We start from the raw sequence: 15,382 nt of genomic DNA, 5'->3' as shown, positions 1-15,382 counted from the left end.
GAATGATCTTTGATGAGTTTTTTATAAAGTCTCTTGTACGCCCGATACCGGACTGGCCAAAGCCCGGCGTCACGTTCCGCGACATCACCCCGCTCTACCTTTCTCCCAAGGCTCAGCGGATGGTGGCCGACAGCCTGATTCAGCGCTATGTTGAGTCCGAGATCACCCACATCGGTGCCCTAGATGCCCGTGGTTTTCTGTTGGGTTCGGTACTGGCCTACGAGCTGAACAAACCGCTGGTGCTGTTTCGAAAACAGGGAAAGTTACCCGCCCAGACCCTGCAGGAGGCTTACGACATTGAGTATGGCCAAGCGATACTGGAGGTGCACAAAGATGCCATTCCAGCAGGTGCCAACGTACTGCTGCTGGATGATCTGATTGCCACCGGAGGTACCCTCTGTGCCGCCGCATCACTGGTAAAATCACTTCACGCCAACATCTACGAAGCCGCTGCAATTATCGATCTGCCGGACCTCGGCGGCAGCCAGCGCTTACAAGACCTGGGCATCCCCACCTACACGCTCTGTGCATTCTGAGGCCCGCCAGAAATCTCGAACGGGGCCACCTGAATGCCGGCCCTGGCACCCGCTTCCTGTTCACTCATCTCCCCCTAAAGAGGCAAATCGCCTAACCACTCGCTCTGCACATAACTAAACATTCCAAAAAACAATAAAAACATTTAAAAACAGGATGTTAGAGGCGCATTTTAAGTCTAGAATCAAATTCACCTGCTAACTTAATTGTCTTTTAATCATCGACGGCAGGCTTCATAGGGACACTGGGGGGTGAACCGATGGGAATTGATGCAGAGCAGTTAGGACAACATATTATTCAACCCACACTGGAGCTGTGCGGCCACTATAGCGCCGCCGCCCAGCAGCTGTTGGTTGGCACGGCTGCAGCCGAGAGCAACCTGGGGGAACAGCTTTATGGTAAACAGGGTGGGTTAGGGCTTTATCGCATCTCAGCGGAAGTTCACCAAAGAGTATGGGACGATTACCTGGTCGATTTTCCCGAGTTGGCAAGCCGGGTCCGGGGCTTCGCCAGCCAGCGCCTTTTTTTCAGCCAACCCCATCAGGAACTGGTTTATAACCTGGCCTACGCTACCGCAATCGCGTGGTTTAATTACCTACGCTGCGGAGCAAATCTGGCTGGAATCGAGACCACAGATACCGAAGCCCTGGCTGCCATCTGGTGGCATTATTACCACCCAACCGACCCGGATGGCACGCGCTTCATGAATTGCCACCCGCGCACACGAGCAGCCTAATGCGTTCCTGACATAGCCTTGCAGGCGGGATACTGATAAAAAGGGGACTGATTCTCAAGGCCCTGATTTATGAAGATACTGCTTGCACCGGATTCCTTTAAAGGCTCGCTCAGCGCGGCCCTGTTTTGCGACATTGCACAAGAGGCTATTCTTACCCAACTGCCCGACGCCATCGTCCATCGGTGTCCCTTAGCCGACGGTGGCGAGGGCACCGTTGATGCCCTTATCGCCAATACCGGAGGCACCAGGGTCAGCCTGTCGGTAACGGGGCCACTGGGTGATCCTGTTGAAGCCAGTTATGGCATTCTCGGCGATGGCGCCACGGCCATTATCGAAATGGCGAGCGCCTCCGGGTTACCTCTGGTGCCTCCGCCCCAACGCAACCCCATGCACACTACGAGTTTTGGCACCGGCGAGCTAATCCGTGACGCTCTCTCCCGTGGCTGCAAGCAGATCATTCTGGGGATCGGCGGCAGCGCTACCCACGACGCGGGCGCCGGTGCGCTCTGCGCGCTGGGTGCGACACTCCTCGACCACAACGGCGACCCAATCCCGGCCGGGGCCGAAGGGCTGCTGCTATTGAACCGTATCGATCTAGGCGAGCTGGATCCGCGACTCGCCGACGCCCGTATCGACATTGCGTGTGACGTTGCCAACCCGTTGCTCGGTGAAAACGGCGCTACCGCCATCTATGCCTCCCAAAAAGGAGCTCGCAGCGAGCAGATGGAGGTGCTGGAGAGCGCGCTCGCTCGATTTGCTAGCGTTGCTTGTCAGCACTGTAAATGCGCTCCCGAGTTTTTTTCGCTGCCCGGCAGTGGTGCCGCCGGTGGACTCGGTGCGGGGCTGGCCGTTGCCTTGGGCGCCACCCTGAAACCAGGGTTCAAGATTATCGCCGACACCCTCAAATTCGAAGCACGCCTCGACCGTGAACACTACGACTTAATCATTACCGGTGAGGGTGAGATCAACTACCAAACCCTGGAGGGAAAGCTTCCTGTAGGCGTGGCCCGTATGGCATCCCCACGCAAGATACCGGTGATTGCGATCGTCGGAAAAATAGGTGAAGGGGCCGAACAAACCCATGCCGAGGGGATTACCAGTATCCACAGTATTGTTGATGGCGTTTGCTCGCTTGAGCAGGCCATGGAGCAAGCACCGGAGCTGCTGGAGCGCTGTATCGGACAGTTAATGCGGCTGTGGAACGCCTCTGCCCGCCGTGCAAAAACTAATGAGGAGTAAAGCGAGCCTCTATCCGAAAGCCGGCGCTGGCATCTTCGTGGATCAGGGTTGATTCGCCCGGTTTAATATCGATGACGCCCTGACCCTGCATAACCCGGGTTTCAGGCACCTGCACCCCGCTGGCTTGCTCGTTCAGGGACAGCAGCAGCGTACGGGAAAAGGTGTATTCCAGCGTCGCCAACTGGCGAATATTAAAGGCAGGATTTTTAAGGGTAAAACTAACCCTGAACCCGTCATCTACCTTACCCGAGGTCAGGTTTGTCACTACGGTATCGGAGGCAATACTGGTTTCGACGTGTTTCACATAGCTGACTTCCCGTCCGGAAAAGGCACTGTAGGGTTTATCGAAACGGTTCCGATACTGGTAATCCTCCTGCTTACCCTCGTAATAGAGCACGAACTCCATGGCGTAACTGTCTGCCGCGTTGGCCCACCCGCTCCAGCAGAGCGTCATCACGAGGAACCAAAAACCTGTGCGCATGGAGTACCTCCAAAAAGCCGGGCTGTGGGCGATTAACCCTGCAATCGCTCCGCACAGCCGATACAGTGACGAGTATAGGGCATCGCCATCAGCCGTGCCTCGGGGATCGTCTCACCACAGCTATCGCAAATCTCATACTCATCTTCATCCAGCCTTCGCAGCGCCAGCTTGATGTTATGCAGTTCGTGCTCGGACTCCTGTCCAATCGCTTCAAGGACCTCATCATTCTCCCGCTCCTGCGCCTGCTCGGACCAGTCCTGATTTCCAGGTTTGGTAAGATGCTGCCCGATTCGCCCGAGGCGATCTTCCAGCTCATCCTGTTTTTTGAGCAAACTTTCGCGCACCTGTGCGTACTTCATGAAAACTCCTGATTAGGGTGAGTAGTGAAAATTAAGAAGCTAAAACTATAGACCACCGGACCCCAGTGTAGTTTCCCTGGGAGAAAAGCCGCTTGATACAGATCAACGCAGGGATCTCTGGACTAATGGGGTGAAGATATACTGCACGCCAACGTCATGCTGATTTCACTCAGTGGACGCCCGGATTGCGCCTGCCATTGGTTAAAGGCTTCCTGTACCTGTTTTAAATCCCGTTGGGCTGTAGGCACTCTATCAACCACTGCCTGCACTTTCAGAGCCGCTACCACGTCGTTGGATAACATAAAGGTATCTTTGCCCACCATGCGCAGGAAGGCGGCGCCAGAGCCACCCCCCAGGTGAGATCCACGCTTTGCCAGATAACGCCACAAACCAACCACATCCTCTCCCGGCCAGGACGCCAAAAAACGCCCCACAGAGCCGTGTTCCCGGGCGATATCGAGTACCATCTGGGCATTAACCGGAATAGTTTTCAACTTGCCCCGATGTCGAATCAGGGCACGATTTTGCATCAGCTGGTCAATCTGTTCTTCACTGAGCAAAGCCAGCGCAGGAGCCTTGAAGCCCCACAAAGCCTCTTCAAAAGCAGGCCATTTACTGTCAACCATCGAGTGCTTTAGCCCCGCGCGAAAAACCCGGCGCGTGATCGCAGACAGGTAATCGTTGTCATCGAGAGCCAACAGCGCCTGCGTTGGTAGCACGACCGGTAGTCGCGCCTCTAGCGCCGGTTCGCCCCAGAGCCCGATGGCGCGCTCCCTGATTCTGTCAAAGTGTTCCATATTGATCATCCTTTGCCGCTTCACTGCCCTGCCCTTACCTGATCAAGAGGCATCCGCTATAATAGCCGCCCTTTTGAACAGACCAACCTTCAGGCCCTCCGCCACCATGCCAACCTCTCCCATAACGCCCTCTGCTACCGTTGAAAGCGCAAAAAGCGTCAATCAGAACAAACTGCACAAGCGCCTGCGACGCCATGTAGGGCGCGCCATTGCCGACTTCAACATGATTGCCGATGGCGACCGGGTAATGTGCTGCTTATCCGGAGGCAAAGACAGTTTTGTCATGCTCGATATCCTGCGCAACCTGCAACAATATGCCCCGGTTCACTTCGACATTGTCGCCGTCAACCTGGACCAGAAGCAACCCGGGTTTCCAGCCGAGGTGCTGCCCAATTACCTGGAGTCATTGGGTGTGGAGTACCGCATCGTCGAAGAGGACACCTACAGTATCGTCAAAGAGAAGGTACCGGAGGGAAAAACCACCTGCGCGCTCTGCTCCCGACTGCGCCGGGGTATCCTCTATCGCACCGCAACCGAGCTTGGCGCCACCAAAATCGCCCTCGGCCATCACCGCGATGATATCCTCGAAACCCTGCTGCTGAATATGTTTTACGGCGGAAAAATGAAGGCGATGCCCCCCAAGCTGGTGAGCGACGATGGTCAGCAGATGGTTATTCGCCCGCTGGCTTATTGCCATGAAAAAGACCTTATTCGCTACGCTCAGCTCAAAGAGTTCCCAATTATTCCCTGTAATCTTTGCGGCTCTCAGGAAAACCTGCAACGGCAGGCGATAAAGCAGATGCTTAACGATTGGGATAATCGTTTCCCGGGGCGGATCGAAAGTATGTTCACGGCGATGCAAAACATTGTCCCCTCCCATATGGCTGACACCGAGCTATTTGACTTTAAAACCTTGCAGACCCAGGAAAGTCCCTACACCGACGGCGATACCGCATTTGACGCGCCCGAGCTGCCGAGCCAGTTTACGGGGGGCACAGAAACTGCAGCCGTCACCGATGCAATGCGGGTCAATATCGTCAATCTCTAACCCTCCACACCGGGTTATGGTGGCACTCTAGGGAGACTCATTGAGACGCCAGTCGTAATCAAATGAGACCTCCACACCGGCAACGAGCCATTGCTGCCGGTGTGGGCCGGCGTAACGTTTAAGGTGCTGGATCAGGCCGCCTCGATCACCAAAATCGACGGCGTACCAATCATAGATGCTGGAGACCCTGATTCCGCGGCCCTCCCGCTGCAGCCCCTTATCCTGATTGATAAAACGACGCGCTGCGCTTTCGAGTTGCGCCTCGTTATCGGAACCGTCCAGCGCCTGTGCCGGCAAGTCCGGGCAGCCACGGCTGGCACAGTTTACGAGGTAGTGAATGCGGGGGTCACCCCAGCCGGGGCGCAAAATACGGTGTTCTATGTCATTGAGCGTCAGCGCCTGCCCCCTAACAGTAACGACCTCATCATCCCAGGGACCAAAACTGAACCAGCCCTCTCCCAACGAACGAATGGAATCGAGGGGGTAATTTTTGAGGATCAGATCCACCGTCAGCGCATTATAGAGATTGACCCAATAGGCAAACTGCTGCGCCCTGTTCAGCTGCCCGGGGTCTACCTGCGCCATCGAGGCGAGATAACGACTCAGTAACTCTCGATCGGATACAGACACCCTGGAGTAGGCAAACAAGCGCTCGCCCGTTGACGCTTCAGACAGGTAGTGGTCCAGCAACGCTTGCCAGGGCCGGTGGTCCAGCGTTTCTGTACTGGCGCCATCGTAGACCTCCCACAGGGGCCATGGCTCTGCCGAAGGTGCTGCGAACGCGGGCAGCCCCCCTGAAAGAAGCGCACAGAGCACTACAGATCGTAAAACAAACAACATTAGGTGACTCTCGCCAGATCCATATACTTGAGACCCTGCTATTGAAGCCCCTCTTTCACTACAACCCCACCGCGATCAACATTAGGAGGAGGTTCGGGAGCCTGCCAACAATCCCGAGGATTCCTCGCTGGCGTCCTATCCTGCCCCGTCCGCACCAGCACCCCGAGCCAACTGGGAGCTACCCAATACGCCACGATCATACTCAGCCAAACGGTTGCTGCGAATCATTGCCTGAATTTCACGCACGTACTCTTCACGCCGGGATGAATAGGATAACAACCCTTCGGCCAACCACTCCCCGGCCTCGTGCCCCCTGCCTACGCGGCGGAAGCTACTGCGTAATTCACGAAGTTCATGGTAACTGGGCTGGCTATTGATGTTGTGAAAATAGCCCGCCACCGACCCGGCCACTGTCTTGAAGCGTCGGACTTCATGGGACTTGCCCTGCGGGCGGGACGCTGGCACGATTCCGCACCCTTTACTGAAACACCACTGCCCAAACAGGTTATTACCTTGGCGTGCAAAACGGGAGGTTCCCCAAGCCGACTCATTGGCCGCCTGGGCCATCACCAGAGAGGGTGGAATTTGATCCACACGCACCAGCAACTCATCCAGAACCTCGCGGGGGACCTCGACCCCATCGGCTGCCTCCGTCTGGTCCACTTGCCAGGAGAGGCGATACTTCTGGGCAAGGTCGCTGACCCAACGCAGTTCACTATCGTCCAGGGGCTTACCACGCAGGGCGAGCAAACGGCTTCGCTTTTGCGTTAGCAACCGGTTTTGATCGACGATAAAAGGATAAAGAAAATCAAAGAAACGCCGTTTCTTCTCAGCAACATCGACAATCTGCGCAAAATCCGGCAGTTTCTTCCCTTGATAAGGCGCGCTTTGCCCCGCCCCCTCATCACCGACACCGGTAACCGGCCCATCGGGGGCAGAATAGTAGAGCGCAGCGCCATACCAGCAGGTGATCGCTACGGTAAAAACCAGTAGATGTTGATTCATCAATACTCCACCAAAAATCCGTTAGGTTCCCTCGATAATATGGTGCTCAACGAGGGCTTTATCAAGTACTCCCAAACTCTGCGAATCACTCCCTTGTGTTCCCTATAACGCTGGAACCGCCAACGGCCCAATGGCCAGACAACACAGATGTGTCTCTCAGGACCCACCCTGAGGGCTATCAAAGCGGTCGAGCCCCAGTGTTAGCAGGTTTTCGCAACCTCCCTCGTTACCCCCATTCGTTCCCCCCACCCGATGCCTTGATGCCCCCTTCGGTCCGCCAACTGGAATTGCCAGGGAGCTGTTCGCAGGCTCCATCAGCATACCGGCTTGCGCTTTCCCATTGAGCCCCCAAAGACTACAATGCAGCTTTTCTGCTATGGAACCTACCATGAATCAGGACAGCCCGTTCAGCGCTTCACTGGAAAACTATTTCGGCTCCGACCAACTCCCCGAAGATGCGCTGGATCTGATGGAAAGCCATGGATTCCTCACGGCCCTAAATATCGCACCTAACGCGCTGAAAAATACCCAGTGGCTCACCGAATTGTTCGGTGGCGAGATTCCCGATTCCGGCCCCGCCACTGCTATTTGTGACGAACTGATTGCGTTAAAAGATAGCATTCATCGAACTCTCTACTCCGACACAGACCTGCTATTTCCCTGTGAACTCGATGCAGGGGAGGAGCTGGATGAATCGGATCTACGCGCCTGGTGTATCGGCTTCATTGCCGCGCATTTTCTCGATGAGGAGAGCTGGTACGAACGTGATGAAGAGTTGGCAAGTGAGCTGTTATTGCCTTTTCTGGTGTTGTCAGGACTCCTTGAAGATGAGAGTGAGGAGTTCGCGGCGATGGCTGCTGACCAATCCCTGGTCACCGATATGGCGCAACAACTCCCCCAGGTTTTGACCGAACTCTACTTGCTCTATCAGGCCCCTGAGGAGAAACCTGCGTTTGCAAAGTCCGCAGCCGCTAACGGCGGCGCCGGAGCGCGCAAAGGAAAAAAGGGCTCAGGAAAACGTTAAGGAGCCCGCGAACAGGCTCCCTGCACAGACCGGCAACCATTCCTCGACACGGCGATTACGCACCTTCGATACCCGATCCTGCGGGTCGCTGAGACCCACTATTGGCTCTTCGAAAAAATGAGAGCAATGCCAGGGTGTTACCGCTTAATAAAGGCTGAAAAGTACAGGGACAGGGTAACGTCCTGAGAAACATTACATGGAAAGGGTCTATCACATAGGGTAAATTTAACAGGCATCAGGTAATCAAGGATTCTTCACCACCATGTCTACAATGCTCTACGAACTTTCCTTTAGCGGCGAGCTAATCGCCGGTGCGGACCCGGTTCAGGCGCGAAAGAGCCTTGGCAGTTTATTTAAAGCCAACGAGAGCCAGCTGGATCGGCTGTTTTCCGGGCAGCGAGTTATTATCAAGAACAACCTGGAGCTGACTGCAGGCCGCAAGTACCTGCAAGCACTCAACAAGGCGGGTGTTCAAGGCCACCTATTCGACATGGCGACCGGACGTGAGTGGATTGACCCCCTTGCACAAGCCCCAGCAGCCGAACCCCGTCCAACCCCTGTTAAGGCAAACTTCGACGCCCCCCAACAACCCGCGCCAACGCCCCCGCCCAGCAAAGCTTCCTTTGATGCTGCGCCCTCCCCAACAGGTTCCACTGCACGCCCGGCCCAGGCTCTGGTCGGAACGGCTAGCGCCCAGGTTGAAGTAGCAACCCCCGATTGGGATATCGCGGCGGCGGGTACCGACATGCAAGATAGTTACGATCACAATGACCCCGATGCTCCAGACACCAGTCACCTGTCATTGCGCCCCATGAAGGGAAATCTGGTCGACCCCACCCCAAAAAATGACCCACCACCGCCCGACACCAGCCACCTCAAACTGGAGGAGTAGTATCAGGCCTATCTTTCGACAATGTAAAAAACGGCGCAATGCGCCGTTTTTTACATCTCATGCCGCTTCACAGGGTCACCTTGGCTGCCCTCAGTGCTGCGATATCCTCTTCGCTGTAGCCTACAGACGCCAGAACCGACTCGCCATCGCGGCCAAGCGCGCCCCCTACATGATCAGGTTTGGACTCACTGCGGGAAAAATGCAACGGACTGGCAGCCTGACGCTGCACCGAACCGTCCTCACGAGGCACCTCAATCACCATTTCCCGGGCCACTAACTGTGGGTGCTCGCTAGCCTCTTCGATAGACAACACAGGTTCTACACAGGCATCGAGTGTTGCAAACCGCTCGCACCAATAGGAAAAGTCCTGCTCAGCAAACGTTTCAACCAGGCGTTGCTTGATGGTTGCCTGCACTCCGGGGTCCGGGGAAAGCCCAAGACCGGCCAAGTCCTCGCAACCCAGGGCGTGGCAAAGCTGGGCCATAAACTGGGGTTCGAGGCTACCCACCGAGAAAAAACGCCCATCGCGGGTGCGGTAGTAATCGTAGAAACTCCCCCCATTAAGCACTGTGCCCTCCAACCCGGCCTCTACCCCTGCACCCAGCAGGGCGGCACCGGCCATCGCGTTCATCGCAAAACTCGCGTCGGTCATGCTGATGTCGATCGCCTGCCCCTCACCGCTGCTATGCCGCTCGATCACCGCTGCTAATATTCCCATCGTGCCGTGGAAGCTTCCCCCCGCCACATCCGCCACCTGCACCCCTACAGGGCAGGGACCGCTATCCCGCCGTCCGGTGTAACTGCTGATACCCGCCGTTGCCAGATAGTTGATATCGTGACCTGCACGATGCTTGTAGGGGCCCGTCTGCCCGTAGCCGGTAATAGAGCAGTAGATCAAGCGGGGGTTGATCGCCCGCAAACTGTCGTAATCGAGCCCTAATCGAGCCATCACCCCGGGACGAAACTGCTCCACCAGGATATCGTACTCAAGCACCAGGCGCTTGATGATTTCAACCGCCTGCGCCTGTTTTAGATCCAGCGCTAGTGACGCCTTACCCCGATTCAAGTAGGCGTGGGATGTAGAGGTGCCAGCATCCATCGGGGGTAGCATCTTTACCAGGTCTGGCCGGGTAGGAGATTCTATGCGCAGGACCTCAGCTCCCATATCCGCCAGCATCATGGTGGCATAAGGCCCGGGCAACAGGGTTGAAAAATCCAGGACCTTAAGGCCCGCAAGTGCTCCGCTCATGCTCTACTGTGACTCCCATTCAATAGTGTCGGTACGACCAGACTCTATCCAGCGCTGGTAAACCTCCTCCACTCGATTACGTTTGATTTTCAGGGTCGGGGTCATCATGGCATTTTCGATCGTCCAGGGTTCACTCACGATCAAAAAAGCATCGATATGCTCATGGTGCTCTACGCGCCGGTTAACCGCCTCTCGCGTCTGCTCAAGGCTCCTCTTGACCGATTCCCGCGGCTGCTGGCGCCCTGTCTCCGAGAGCTCAACAAGCGCCAACGGTTGAGCCAGACTACGCCCAACCAGGCACACCTGTTCAACCAGCTCATTTTCACTGATCAAACCCTCGATCGGTGCCGGCGAGACAAACTTTCCTTTCGAGGTTTTAAAGCTGTCCTTGATACGACCGGTGATGCGCAAGAACCCGTCGACATCGATCTCACCCTGATCCCCCGTATGATAATAACCCTCCTGCAACACCTCCGCGGTCTTTTGCGTGTCTCGATAATAGCCTTGCATCAACGCCTCGCTGCGAAACAAGATCTCGCCCTCGGGGGAAATTTTTACCTCGTTATGGGGCATTACGTTGATATGCCCCAGCGTCCCGCGGCGGTAACGTGCTGGAAGGTTGATCACCCCGTAAGCGAGGTTTTCAGTCATGCCGTAGCCTTCGCTAATAGGGATGCCGATGCGCTGATACCAATCCAGTAAAGCCAGGGCGATGGGGGCTGCACCGGAAACCACCACCCTCGCTCGCGACAAGCCTAACTGGGTGCGAATTTTACGGGCCACCACCGAGCCCAGTATCGGGATGCGAAGCAACCAGTCCAATTTTTTTTGCGGTAGTTTCTGCAGCACGCCGAGCTGAAACTTGGTCCATAACCTGGGAACCGCGAAAAAAATCGTCGGTTGCACTGCGACCAGATCCCCGGCAAAACTTTCCAGTGACGCGGGGAAGGAGACCTGCGCACCGCAATAGAGGCTGTTGCCCTCGACAAAAAATCGCTCTGCGATATGGGAAAGCGGCAAGAACGAAAAGAAGTGATCGCTATCCTTGAGCGGCAGAAGCCCCATCGCATGGGTACAGGAAAAACCAAAGTTGCCAAAGCTGTGCATTACCCCCTTGGGGTTTCCGGTGGTACCCGAGGTGTAGACGATCGTCATTAGCTCATCCCCCTGTGGCAACGGCGACTCTTGCAGAGGCTCATAAAGCCGCAGAAGGTCAGTCCAGTGATGGTCTGCTGGCATGGTTTCATAGGGTAAGGCGATACGAATGGCCGTGCCGGGGATGCCCGATTCCATCGCTGCCCAGTCGTCGAGGCGACCCACAAATATCGCGCGAGCATCGCAATGACGAAGGGTATAGGCGATCGTATCGGCGTGTTGCGAGGGGTAAAGCGGGACACTCACATATCCGGCCAACATGATCGCCAGATCCGCAATAAACCACTCCGCGCAGTTCTTCGACAGCAAAGCAATTCGAGTTCCAGGCTCATAGCCTTTGTCCTTAAGGGCACTGGCAAGCCTTCGGGCCTGATCACCCACCTCCCCCCAAGTAAACTCACGGAAGCCGGAGCCCGTCGATTGACGAAGGTAAACCCGATCGGGCCGACTGCGCTCCCACTGGTAAAACATCTCCAGTGGTGTCTTGTAGCCCCCCCCAAGCATCGCAGATCCCTCCCCCACTGCAGCCTCCGTACCCGCCTGGCTCATGGTGTTTCCTCTTTTTGTTATTGTGTTTATGGGTTTATCGTCATTCACCAAACAAACTACCAAGCGAGCGCTTGGTTGGCAAGAAGCCAGTCAGCACATAGGCACTTCAGATAGACCAGTAGCGCCGAAACGCAGACAACACGATCAGGTTATTGATACGAATGGAGTGATCCTGCTGGCCCCGCTGGTGTTCATCCCATAGTTGTTTCACCCCCTCAGGGTCATAGATTCCCTCTGCCATCACCGGGTCCAGCAAGCGTTGTTGAAACCACGCTTTGTGGTGGCGGATATCCTGGTCGTGATGGACCAGCAGTCCTCTATCATGGGGTCCCAGCCAGCCTCCACTGACACCGACCAACAAGCGGCCAACCCCTTTCAGTCCCAGATTCAGGCGCCAACGCAGCCCTTCGTTAACCCTGCTCTGTGCCAGCCGCTGTTGCAGCCCACTGATCAGGTCAGTACGTGCCTGTAACGCAATTCCGGCGCTCAATTTTTGGTAACTGCGGCTCCCGGCTACGGGCAGCGCCGCGAGCGGTGGAGATACCCGATGAATCAACTGCCGATACCCTGATTGCTCCTCCTTCAGGCTCGACGGCATATTAAGCCAACACTTAACCAGTGACAGGTCGCTCAGGGGCGCCACCACGCGAAACCTCGCTTCCAGTACGTTGAGCTGATAGGTGACGTAACGTCGCTGGCGGTGCCAAAATTCGAGCAGCTGCGCCTTGTCGGCAAAACTATCCGCCTGGGCCCCATGAAAACTTTGATTCATCGTCTGCTGCAAGCGCTCGTAACCCTCGCGAATCCCGGGATCACTGATCACCTGAGTAAACCGACCCGGGCTGAACCCCTTCCTGACGTAGATTTTTTGCCACAGGTGCTCCATCGACTGCTGGGGCGTCGCCTGCACTTGGAGCCGTTTTTTTGAGGAGATCCAGTCCCCCGCGAAGCCACTGAGAAGCGTGCTTCCTGCACTGCCTACATCCAGCAAACGGAACAGTGGAAACGCCTCGATGGAGACCTCACCATCGGCCAGCATCAGCGCTGCGCACTGGTAGCTTTGATAGATCGCCGGGGGAAGGGAAAGGGAGTGGTGGGGAATACCCAGCTCCACCGCCACCTTGCGGCCAATGCGCCGATCGTAACTGTGACCGTGGCCGTAACTAAACCCCTCCGTCTGCCCAAGCAGGGTTTGCGGTAGTAGCCCTGCGAGCAGCCTTGAATCCAGCCCCCCGGACAGCGGTAGCACCAGTCGTTCACAATCTTTCAGGCGACAGTGCTGGGCTCGCTCCAGCTCTGCCTGCATAGCGTCAAGTACGTCAACGGCAGAATCATCGCTCGGCTCTATGGTGGGAACCCAGTATTGGGTGTGCCGAATGCCCCTGCTATCGCAAACCAATCGGGTCGCCGGAGAAACCAGCCGAACCCCTTTTAGCAACGTATGGTCATCGCATAGGTGGCTGCTAATTAAAAGCTGTGCCGCACCATAGGGATCAAGCCGGGGGCGAAACCCACTGAGATGGCGAAATGCCTCAAGCCGGCTGCACAACAATAGCTGGCCATCAAGCTCACACCGGAACAGCTTGCGCAATCCCAGTGGGTCACTGACCAGCTGCAGCGAACGCTCCCGCTCGTCCAGCAACAACACAGCATAACGGCCATTGAGTCCTTCAAGTGCCCGCCCGCCGTGGTCAAGATATCGCTGCAACAACTCGCCGGGGGTCAAGCTCTCTGTTTCATAGCAATCCCCGAGCAGTATCAGGCTCAGGTTTCCGTCAACCGAACGGGCAACGGGGTCGGGCAACCATTCGCTCCAGGCGAGGCTGATGTGGCAAAAGGCGGTATCCAGGCTCACCTGTTGTAACGACGTGGAATGCAGTACCTCCTGCTCCACCGCCTGGGCCAATTCATGACGCAGGCCAGGGGCCAGATCAGCTCCCTGGGCAATACCGGCAACAACGCTCCAGCTCATGACGGTGTTCCATAGATCGCCGTGATAGCGCTACCCGCGGCTGACCCCTTCCCTGCCTTGCCCAATAGCCGTCTCCCTGACCGTCGCTTCAGGGGTCAGTATAGCAAGCTGATGCCGAATGTAAGGCTGCTGTTTTCCGCCGCAGACGAGGGCACTCCGCCCGCGCCAAAATTGAGTGCGCCACGCGAGTCACGAACGCCCCCTACGCTGCATAGGCGCCCTCTCTCCCCGCGACGAAGAGGTAGTCCGATGATTGCCCCTCCCCGGCGCCTCAATGAAATAGAAAAGAGCCACCGGGAACGGAAAATGGAGGGACCGATACCTGTTTCCTAGCGCGATCCTTGACCGATCAAGTGGCGAAAAGGTGACATCTCTACGACTTTTTGAAGTCGTGCTATGCCACGACGCCGAGGTCGGGTTGCCAAGCCCCGGCAAAGCGTACACACTCGGCATCAGATTCCTGGGACCCGACAAGGCAATGCTGAACCACACCATCCCCCATCATTTTGTTATGGCTGCACTGGCCGGCGCTGAAAGGCAGCAACAGCCAGCGCAGCGTATTTTGCAACAGGCGCTGCTGCCGGCCGAGCTGTTGGAAGAAACGGGGGTACGGGTTACCGCAACTCAGTATGCACGCCTGATCAGGACCATCTGGCAGGAGCTTGATGATGAGTTTGGAGGCTTTGGCACTGCCCCCAGCCGCCCTGGCACCTTTGCTATGATGAGCCTTTCGATTATTCACTGCACGACCCTGGGTCAAGCCCTGCGGCGCGCCAGTCGGTTTTACGGTCTATTCCCTGCGGCACCGCGCTTCGAACTGATACTGGAAGATGATCAGGCGATCTTGCAGTTCGAGATAGAGGGGGCAACCGACCCATTGCATTACCTGGCCGAATCCCTGCTGGTCATATGGTCACGCTTCGGCAGCTGGCTGATCGGTCGACGCATTCCACTCGACGCGGTGGAGCTTAACTACCCCGTCCCGGCCCATAGCCAGGAGTACAAGCGGCTCTTTTCGTGTCCGCACCATTTCAATAGCAAGGCGACTCGCCTGCGCTTCCCTGCCCACTTCCTCAAGTTGCCCATATTACAGGACGAACGCACACTCAAACAGTTTCTGCAAACCTCGCCCGCGATGCTGCTGGCAAAGCCTGATTATGGCAACAGCATCACCGGCGTCATTCGCAGCCGTCTTGGCAAGGATTTCAGCCGTCCCTTCCCGGACTTCGAGCAGATTGCCGACAGCCTGCACCTGACACCGCAAACACTCAGGCGCCGCCTGCGCGATGAGGGCACCTCCTACCAGGAAATAAAGGACAACATCAGGCGCGATGCGGCAATCTATCATCTGGAGCGGAATCAGCTATCGATCAACGACATTGCCCAGGAGGTTGGTTTTTCCGAACCCAGCACCTTCCACCGAGCCTTTAAAAAATGGACCGGGGTTACCCCCGGCGCATACCGAAACAGTGACCATAATTCGTATTAACCACTATCAGGAG

15 protein-coding genes are annotated in these 15,382 nt (G+C 56.4%); 7 read left to right on the top strand and 8 right to left on the bottom strand.

Features of this window, described 5'->3' with window-relative positions:
• Positions 1 to 2 precede the first annotated feature (2 nt).
• The 3 genes from ACP3PW_RS11460 (at position 3) to ACP3PW_RS11450 (ending at position 2,509) form a co-directional block, all read left to right on the top strand.
• Positions 3 to 536: an adenine phosphoribosyltransferase gene (locus tag ACP3PW_RS11460; RefSeq protein ID WP_426416830.1), complete on the top strand. Its 534-nt coding sequence runs from the start codon at positions 3 to 5 to the stop codon at positions 534 to 536.
• A 257-nt stretch (positions 537 to 793) separates the two neighbouring features.
• Positions 794 to 1,270 (top strand): hypothetical protein, encoded by a 477-nt coding sequence (locus ACP3PW_RS11455; protein WP_426416829.1) that lies wholly within the window; start codon positions 794 to 796, stop codon positions 1,268 to 1,270.
• 69 nt (positions 1,271 to 1,339) lie between these two features.
• Positions 1,340 to 2,509, top strand: a complete 1,170-nt coding sequence (locus ACP3PW_RS11450; RefSeq protein WP_426416828.1) for a glycerate kinase — start codon at positions 1,340 to 1,342, stop codon at positions 2,507 to 2,509.
• On the opposite strand, the gene ACP3PW_RS11445 is transcribed toward ACP3PW_RS11450, so the two are convergent.
• From ACP3PW_RS11445 to ACP3PW_RS11435, 3 genes are all read right to left on the bottom strand, one after another.
• Positions 2,496 to 2,990 carry a hypothetical protein gene (locus ACP3PW_RS11445; protein WP_426416827.1) on the bottom strand — a complete coding sequence of 165 codons (495 nt, stop codon included), beginning with the start codon at positions 2,988 to 2,990 and terminating at the stop codon, positions 2,496 to 2,498. The two genes, ACP3PW_RS11450 and ACP3PW_RS11445, sit on opposite strands and share 14 nt — an antisense overlap.
• A gap of 32 nt (positions 2,991 to 3,022) precedes the next feature.
• Positions 3,023 to 3,349 (bottom strand): TraR/DksA family transcriptional regulator, encoded by a 327-nt coding sequence (locus ACP3PW_RS11440; protein ID WP_426416826.1) that lies wholly within the window; start codon positions 3,347 to 3,349, stop codon positions 3,023 to 3,025.
• A 122-nt stretch (positions 3,350 to 3,471) separates the two neighbouring features.
• Complete coding sequence (locus tag ACP3PW_RS11435) at positions 3,472 to 4,146, bottom strand: DNA-3-methyladenine glycosylase I (RefSeq protein ID WP_426416825.1); 675 nt, start codon at positions 4,144 to 4,146, stop codon at positions 3,472 to 3,474.
• 106 nt (positions 4,147 to 4,252) lie between these two features.
• On the opposite strand from ACP3PW_RS11435, the gene ttcA reads away from it, so the two are divergent.
• Positions 4,253 to 5,194 (top strand): tRNA 2-thiocytidine(32) synthetase TtcA, encoded by a 942-nt coding sequence (ttcA, locus tag ACP3PW_RS11430; protein WP_426416824.1) that lies wholly within the window; start codon positions 4,253 to 4,255, stop codon positions 5,192 to 5,194.
• 27 nt (positions 5,195 to 5,221) lie between these two features.
• Here the strand turns inward: ttcA and ACP3PW_RS11425 are convergent, their stop codons facing one another.
• The gene (locus ACP3PW_RS11425; RefSeq protein ID WP_426416823.1) at positions 5,222 to 6,034 is read right to left on the bottom strand and encodes a DUF547 domain-containing protein; all 813 of its coding nucleotides are present in this window, start codon (positions 6,032 to 6,034) and stop codon (positions 5,222 to 5,224) included.
• A gap of 135 nt (positions 6,035 to 6,169) precedes the next feature.
• Positions 6,170 to 7,039, bottom strand: a complete 870-nt coding sequence (locus tag ACP3PW_RS11420) for a glucosaminidase domain-containing protein (RefSeq protein WP_426416822.1) — start codon at positions 7,037 to 7,039, stop codon at positions 6,170 to 6,172.
• A 388-nt stretch (positions 7,040 to 7,427) separates the two neighbouring features.
• Between ACP3PW_RS11420 and ACP3PW_RS11415 the strand changes: the two genes are divergently transcribed.
• Together ACP3PW_RS11415 and ACP3PW_RS11410 are read left to right on the top strand one after the other, a co-directional pair.
• Positions 7,428 to 8,063: a YecA family protein gene (locus tag ACP3PW_RS11415; protein WP_426416821.1), complete on the top strand. Its 636-nt coding sequence runs from the start codon at positions 7,428 to 7,430 to the stop codon at positions 8,061 to 8,063.
• 262 nt (positions 8,064 to 8,325) lie between these two features.
• Positions 8,326 to 8,955, top strand: a complete 630-nt coding sequence (locus ACP3PW_RS11410; RefSeq protein WP_426416820.1) for a hypothetical protein — start codon at positions 8,326 to 8,328, stop codon at positions 8,953 to 8,955.
• A 67-nt stretch (positions 8,956 to 9,022) separates the two neighbouring features.
• Here ACP3PW_RS11410 and ACP3PW_RS11405 read toward each other — a convergent pair whose 3' ends face one another.
• From ACP3PW_RS11405 to ACP3PW_RS11395, 3 genes are all read right to left on the bottom strand, one after another.
• Entirely contained in the window at positions 9,023 to 10,204 is a 1,182-nt protein-coding gene (locus ACP3PW_RS11405; protein ID WP_426416819.1) for a CaiB/BaiF CoA transferase family protein, read from the bottom strand.
• A gap of 3 nt (positions 10,205 to 10,207) precedes the next feature.
• Complete coding sequence (locus tag ACP3PW_RS11400) at positions 10,208 to 11,908, bottom strand: AMP-binding protein (RefSeq protein WP_426416818.1); 1,701 nt, start codon at positions 11,906 to 11,908, stop codon at positions 10,208 to 10,210.
• A gap of 106 nt (positions 11,909 to 12,014) precedes the next feature.
• Positions 12,015 to 13,880, bottom strand: a complete 1,866-nt coding sequence (locus ACP3PW_RS11395; protein ID WP_426416817.1) for an asparagine synthase-related protein — start codon at positions 13,878 to 13,880, stop codon at positions 12,015 to 12,017.
• 364 nt (positions 13,881 to 14,244) lie between these two features.
• Here ACP3PW_RS11395 and ACP3PW_RS11390 point away from each other — a divergent pair, with 364 nt between their 5' ends.
• Positions 14,245 to 15,369 (top strand): AraC family transcriptional regulator, encoded by a 1,125-nt coding sequence (locus ACP3PW_RS11390; protein ID WP_426416816.1) that lies wholly within the window; start codon positions 14,245 to 14,247, stop codon positions 15,367 to 15,369.
• The last annotated feature ends 13 nt before the right edge of the window (positions 15,370 to 15,382 follow it).

Origin of the sequence: Aestuariirhabdus sp. LZHN29, assembly GCF_049985285.1 — a bacterium.
Classification (GTDB): domain Bacteria; phylum Pseudomonadota; class Gammaproteobacteria; order Pseudomonadales; family Aestuariirhabdaceae; genus Aestuariirhabdus.
Note: the sequence above shows the minus strand (reverse complement) of the source record. Positions and strands in the feature narration are given on the sequence as shown.

Bases quoted from the DNA above. Each gene is read 5' to 3' on its own strand.
- ACP3PW_RS11460 (WP_426416830.1), top strand. From the start codon at position 3: ATGATCTTTGATGAGTTTTTTATAAAGTCTCTTGTACGCCCGATACCG.
- ACP3PW_RS11455 (WP_426416829.1), top strand. From the start codon at position 794: ATGGGAATTGATGCAGAGCAGTTAGGACAACATATTATTCAACCCACA.
- ACP3PW_RS11450 (WP_426416828.1), top strand. From the start codon at position 1,340: ATGAAGATACTGCTTGCACCGGATTCCTTTAAAGGCTCGCTCAGCGCG.
- ACP3PW_RS11445 (WP_426416827.1), bottom strand. From the start codon at position 2,990: ATGCGCACAGGTTTTTGGTTCCTCGTGATGACGCTCTGCTGGAGCGGG.
- ACP3PW_RS11440 (WP_426416826.1), bottom strand. From the start codon at position 3,349: ATGAAGTACGCACAGGTGCGCGAAAGTTTGCTCAAAAAACAGGATGAG.
- ACP3PW_RS11435 (WP_426416825.1), bottom strand. From the start codon at position 4,146: ATGGAACACTTTGACAGAATCAGGGAGCGCGCCATCGGGCTCTGGGGC.
- ttcA (WP_426416824.1), top strand. From the start codon at position 4,253: ATGCCAACCTCTCCCATAACGCCCTCTGCTACCGTTGAAAGCGCAAAA.
- ACP3PW_RS11425 (WP_426416823.1), bottom strand. From the start codon at position 6,034: ATGTTGTTTGTTTTACGATCTGTAGTGCTCTGTGCGCTTCTTTCAGGG.
- ACP3PW_RS11420 (WP_426416822.1), bottom strand. From the start codon at position 7,039: ATGAATCAACATCTACTGGTTTTTACCGTAGCGATCACCTGCTGGTAT.
- ACP3PW_RS11415 (WP_426416821.1), top strand. From the start codon at position 7,428: ATGAATCAGGACAGCCCGTTCAGCGCTTCACTGGAAAACTATTTCGGC.
- ACP3PW_RS11410 (WP_426416820.1), top strand. From the start codon at position 8,326: ATGTCTACAATGCTCTACGAACTTTCCTTTAGCGGCGAGCTAATCGCC.
- ACP3PW_RS11405 (WP_426416819.1), bottom strand. From the start codon at position 10,204: ATGAGCGGAGCACTTGCGGGCCTTAAGGTCCTGGATTTTTCAACCCTG.
- ACP3PW_RS11400 (WP_426416818.1), bottom strand. From the start codon at position 11,908: ATGAGCCAGGCGGGTACGGAGGCTGCAGTGGGGGAGGGATCTGCGATG.
- ACP3PW_RS11395 (WP_426416817.1), bottom strand. From the start codon at position 13,880: ATGAGCTGGAGCGTTGTTGCCGGTATTGCCCAGGGAGCTGATCTGGCC.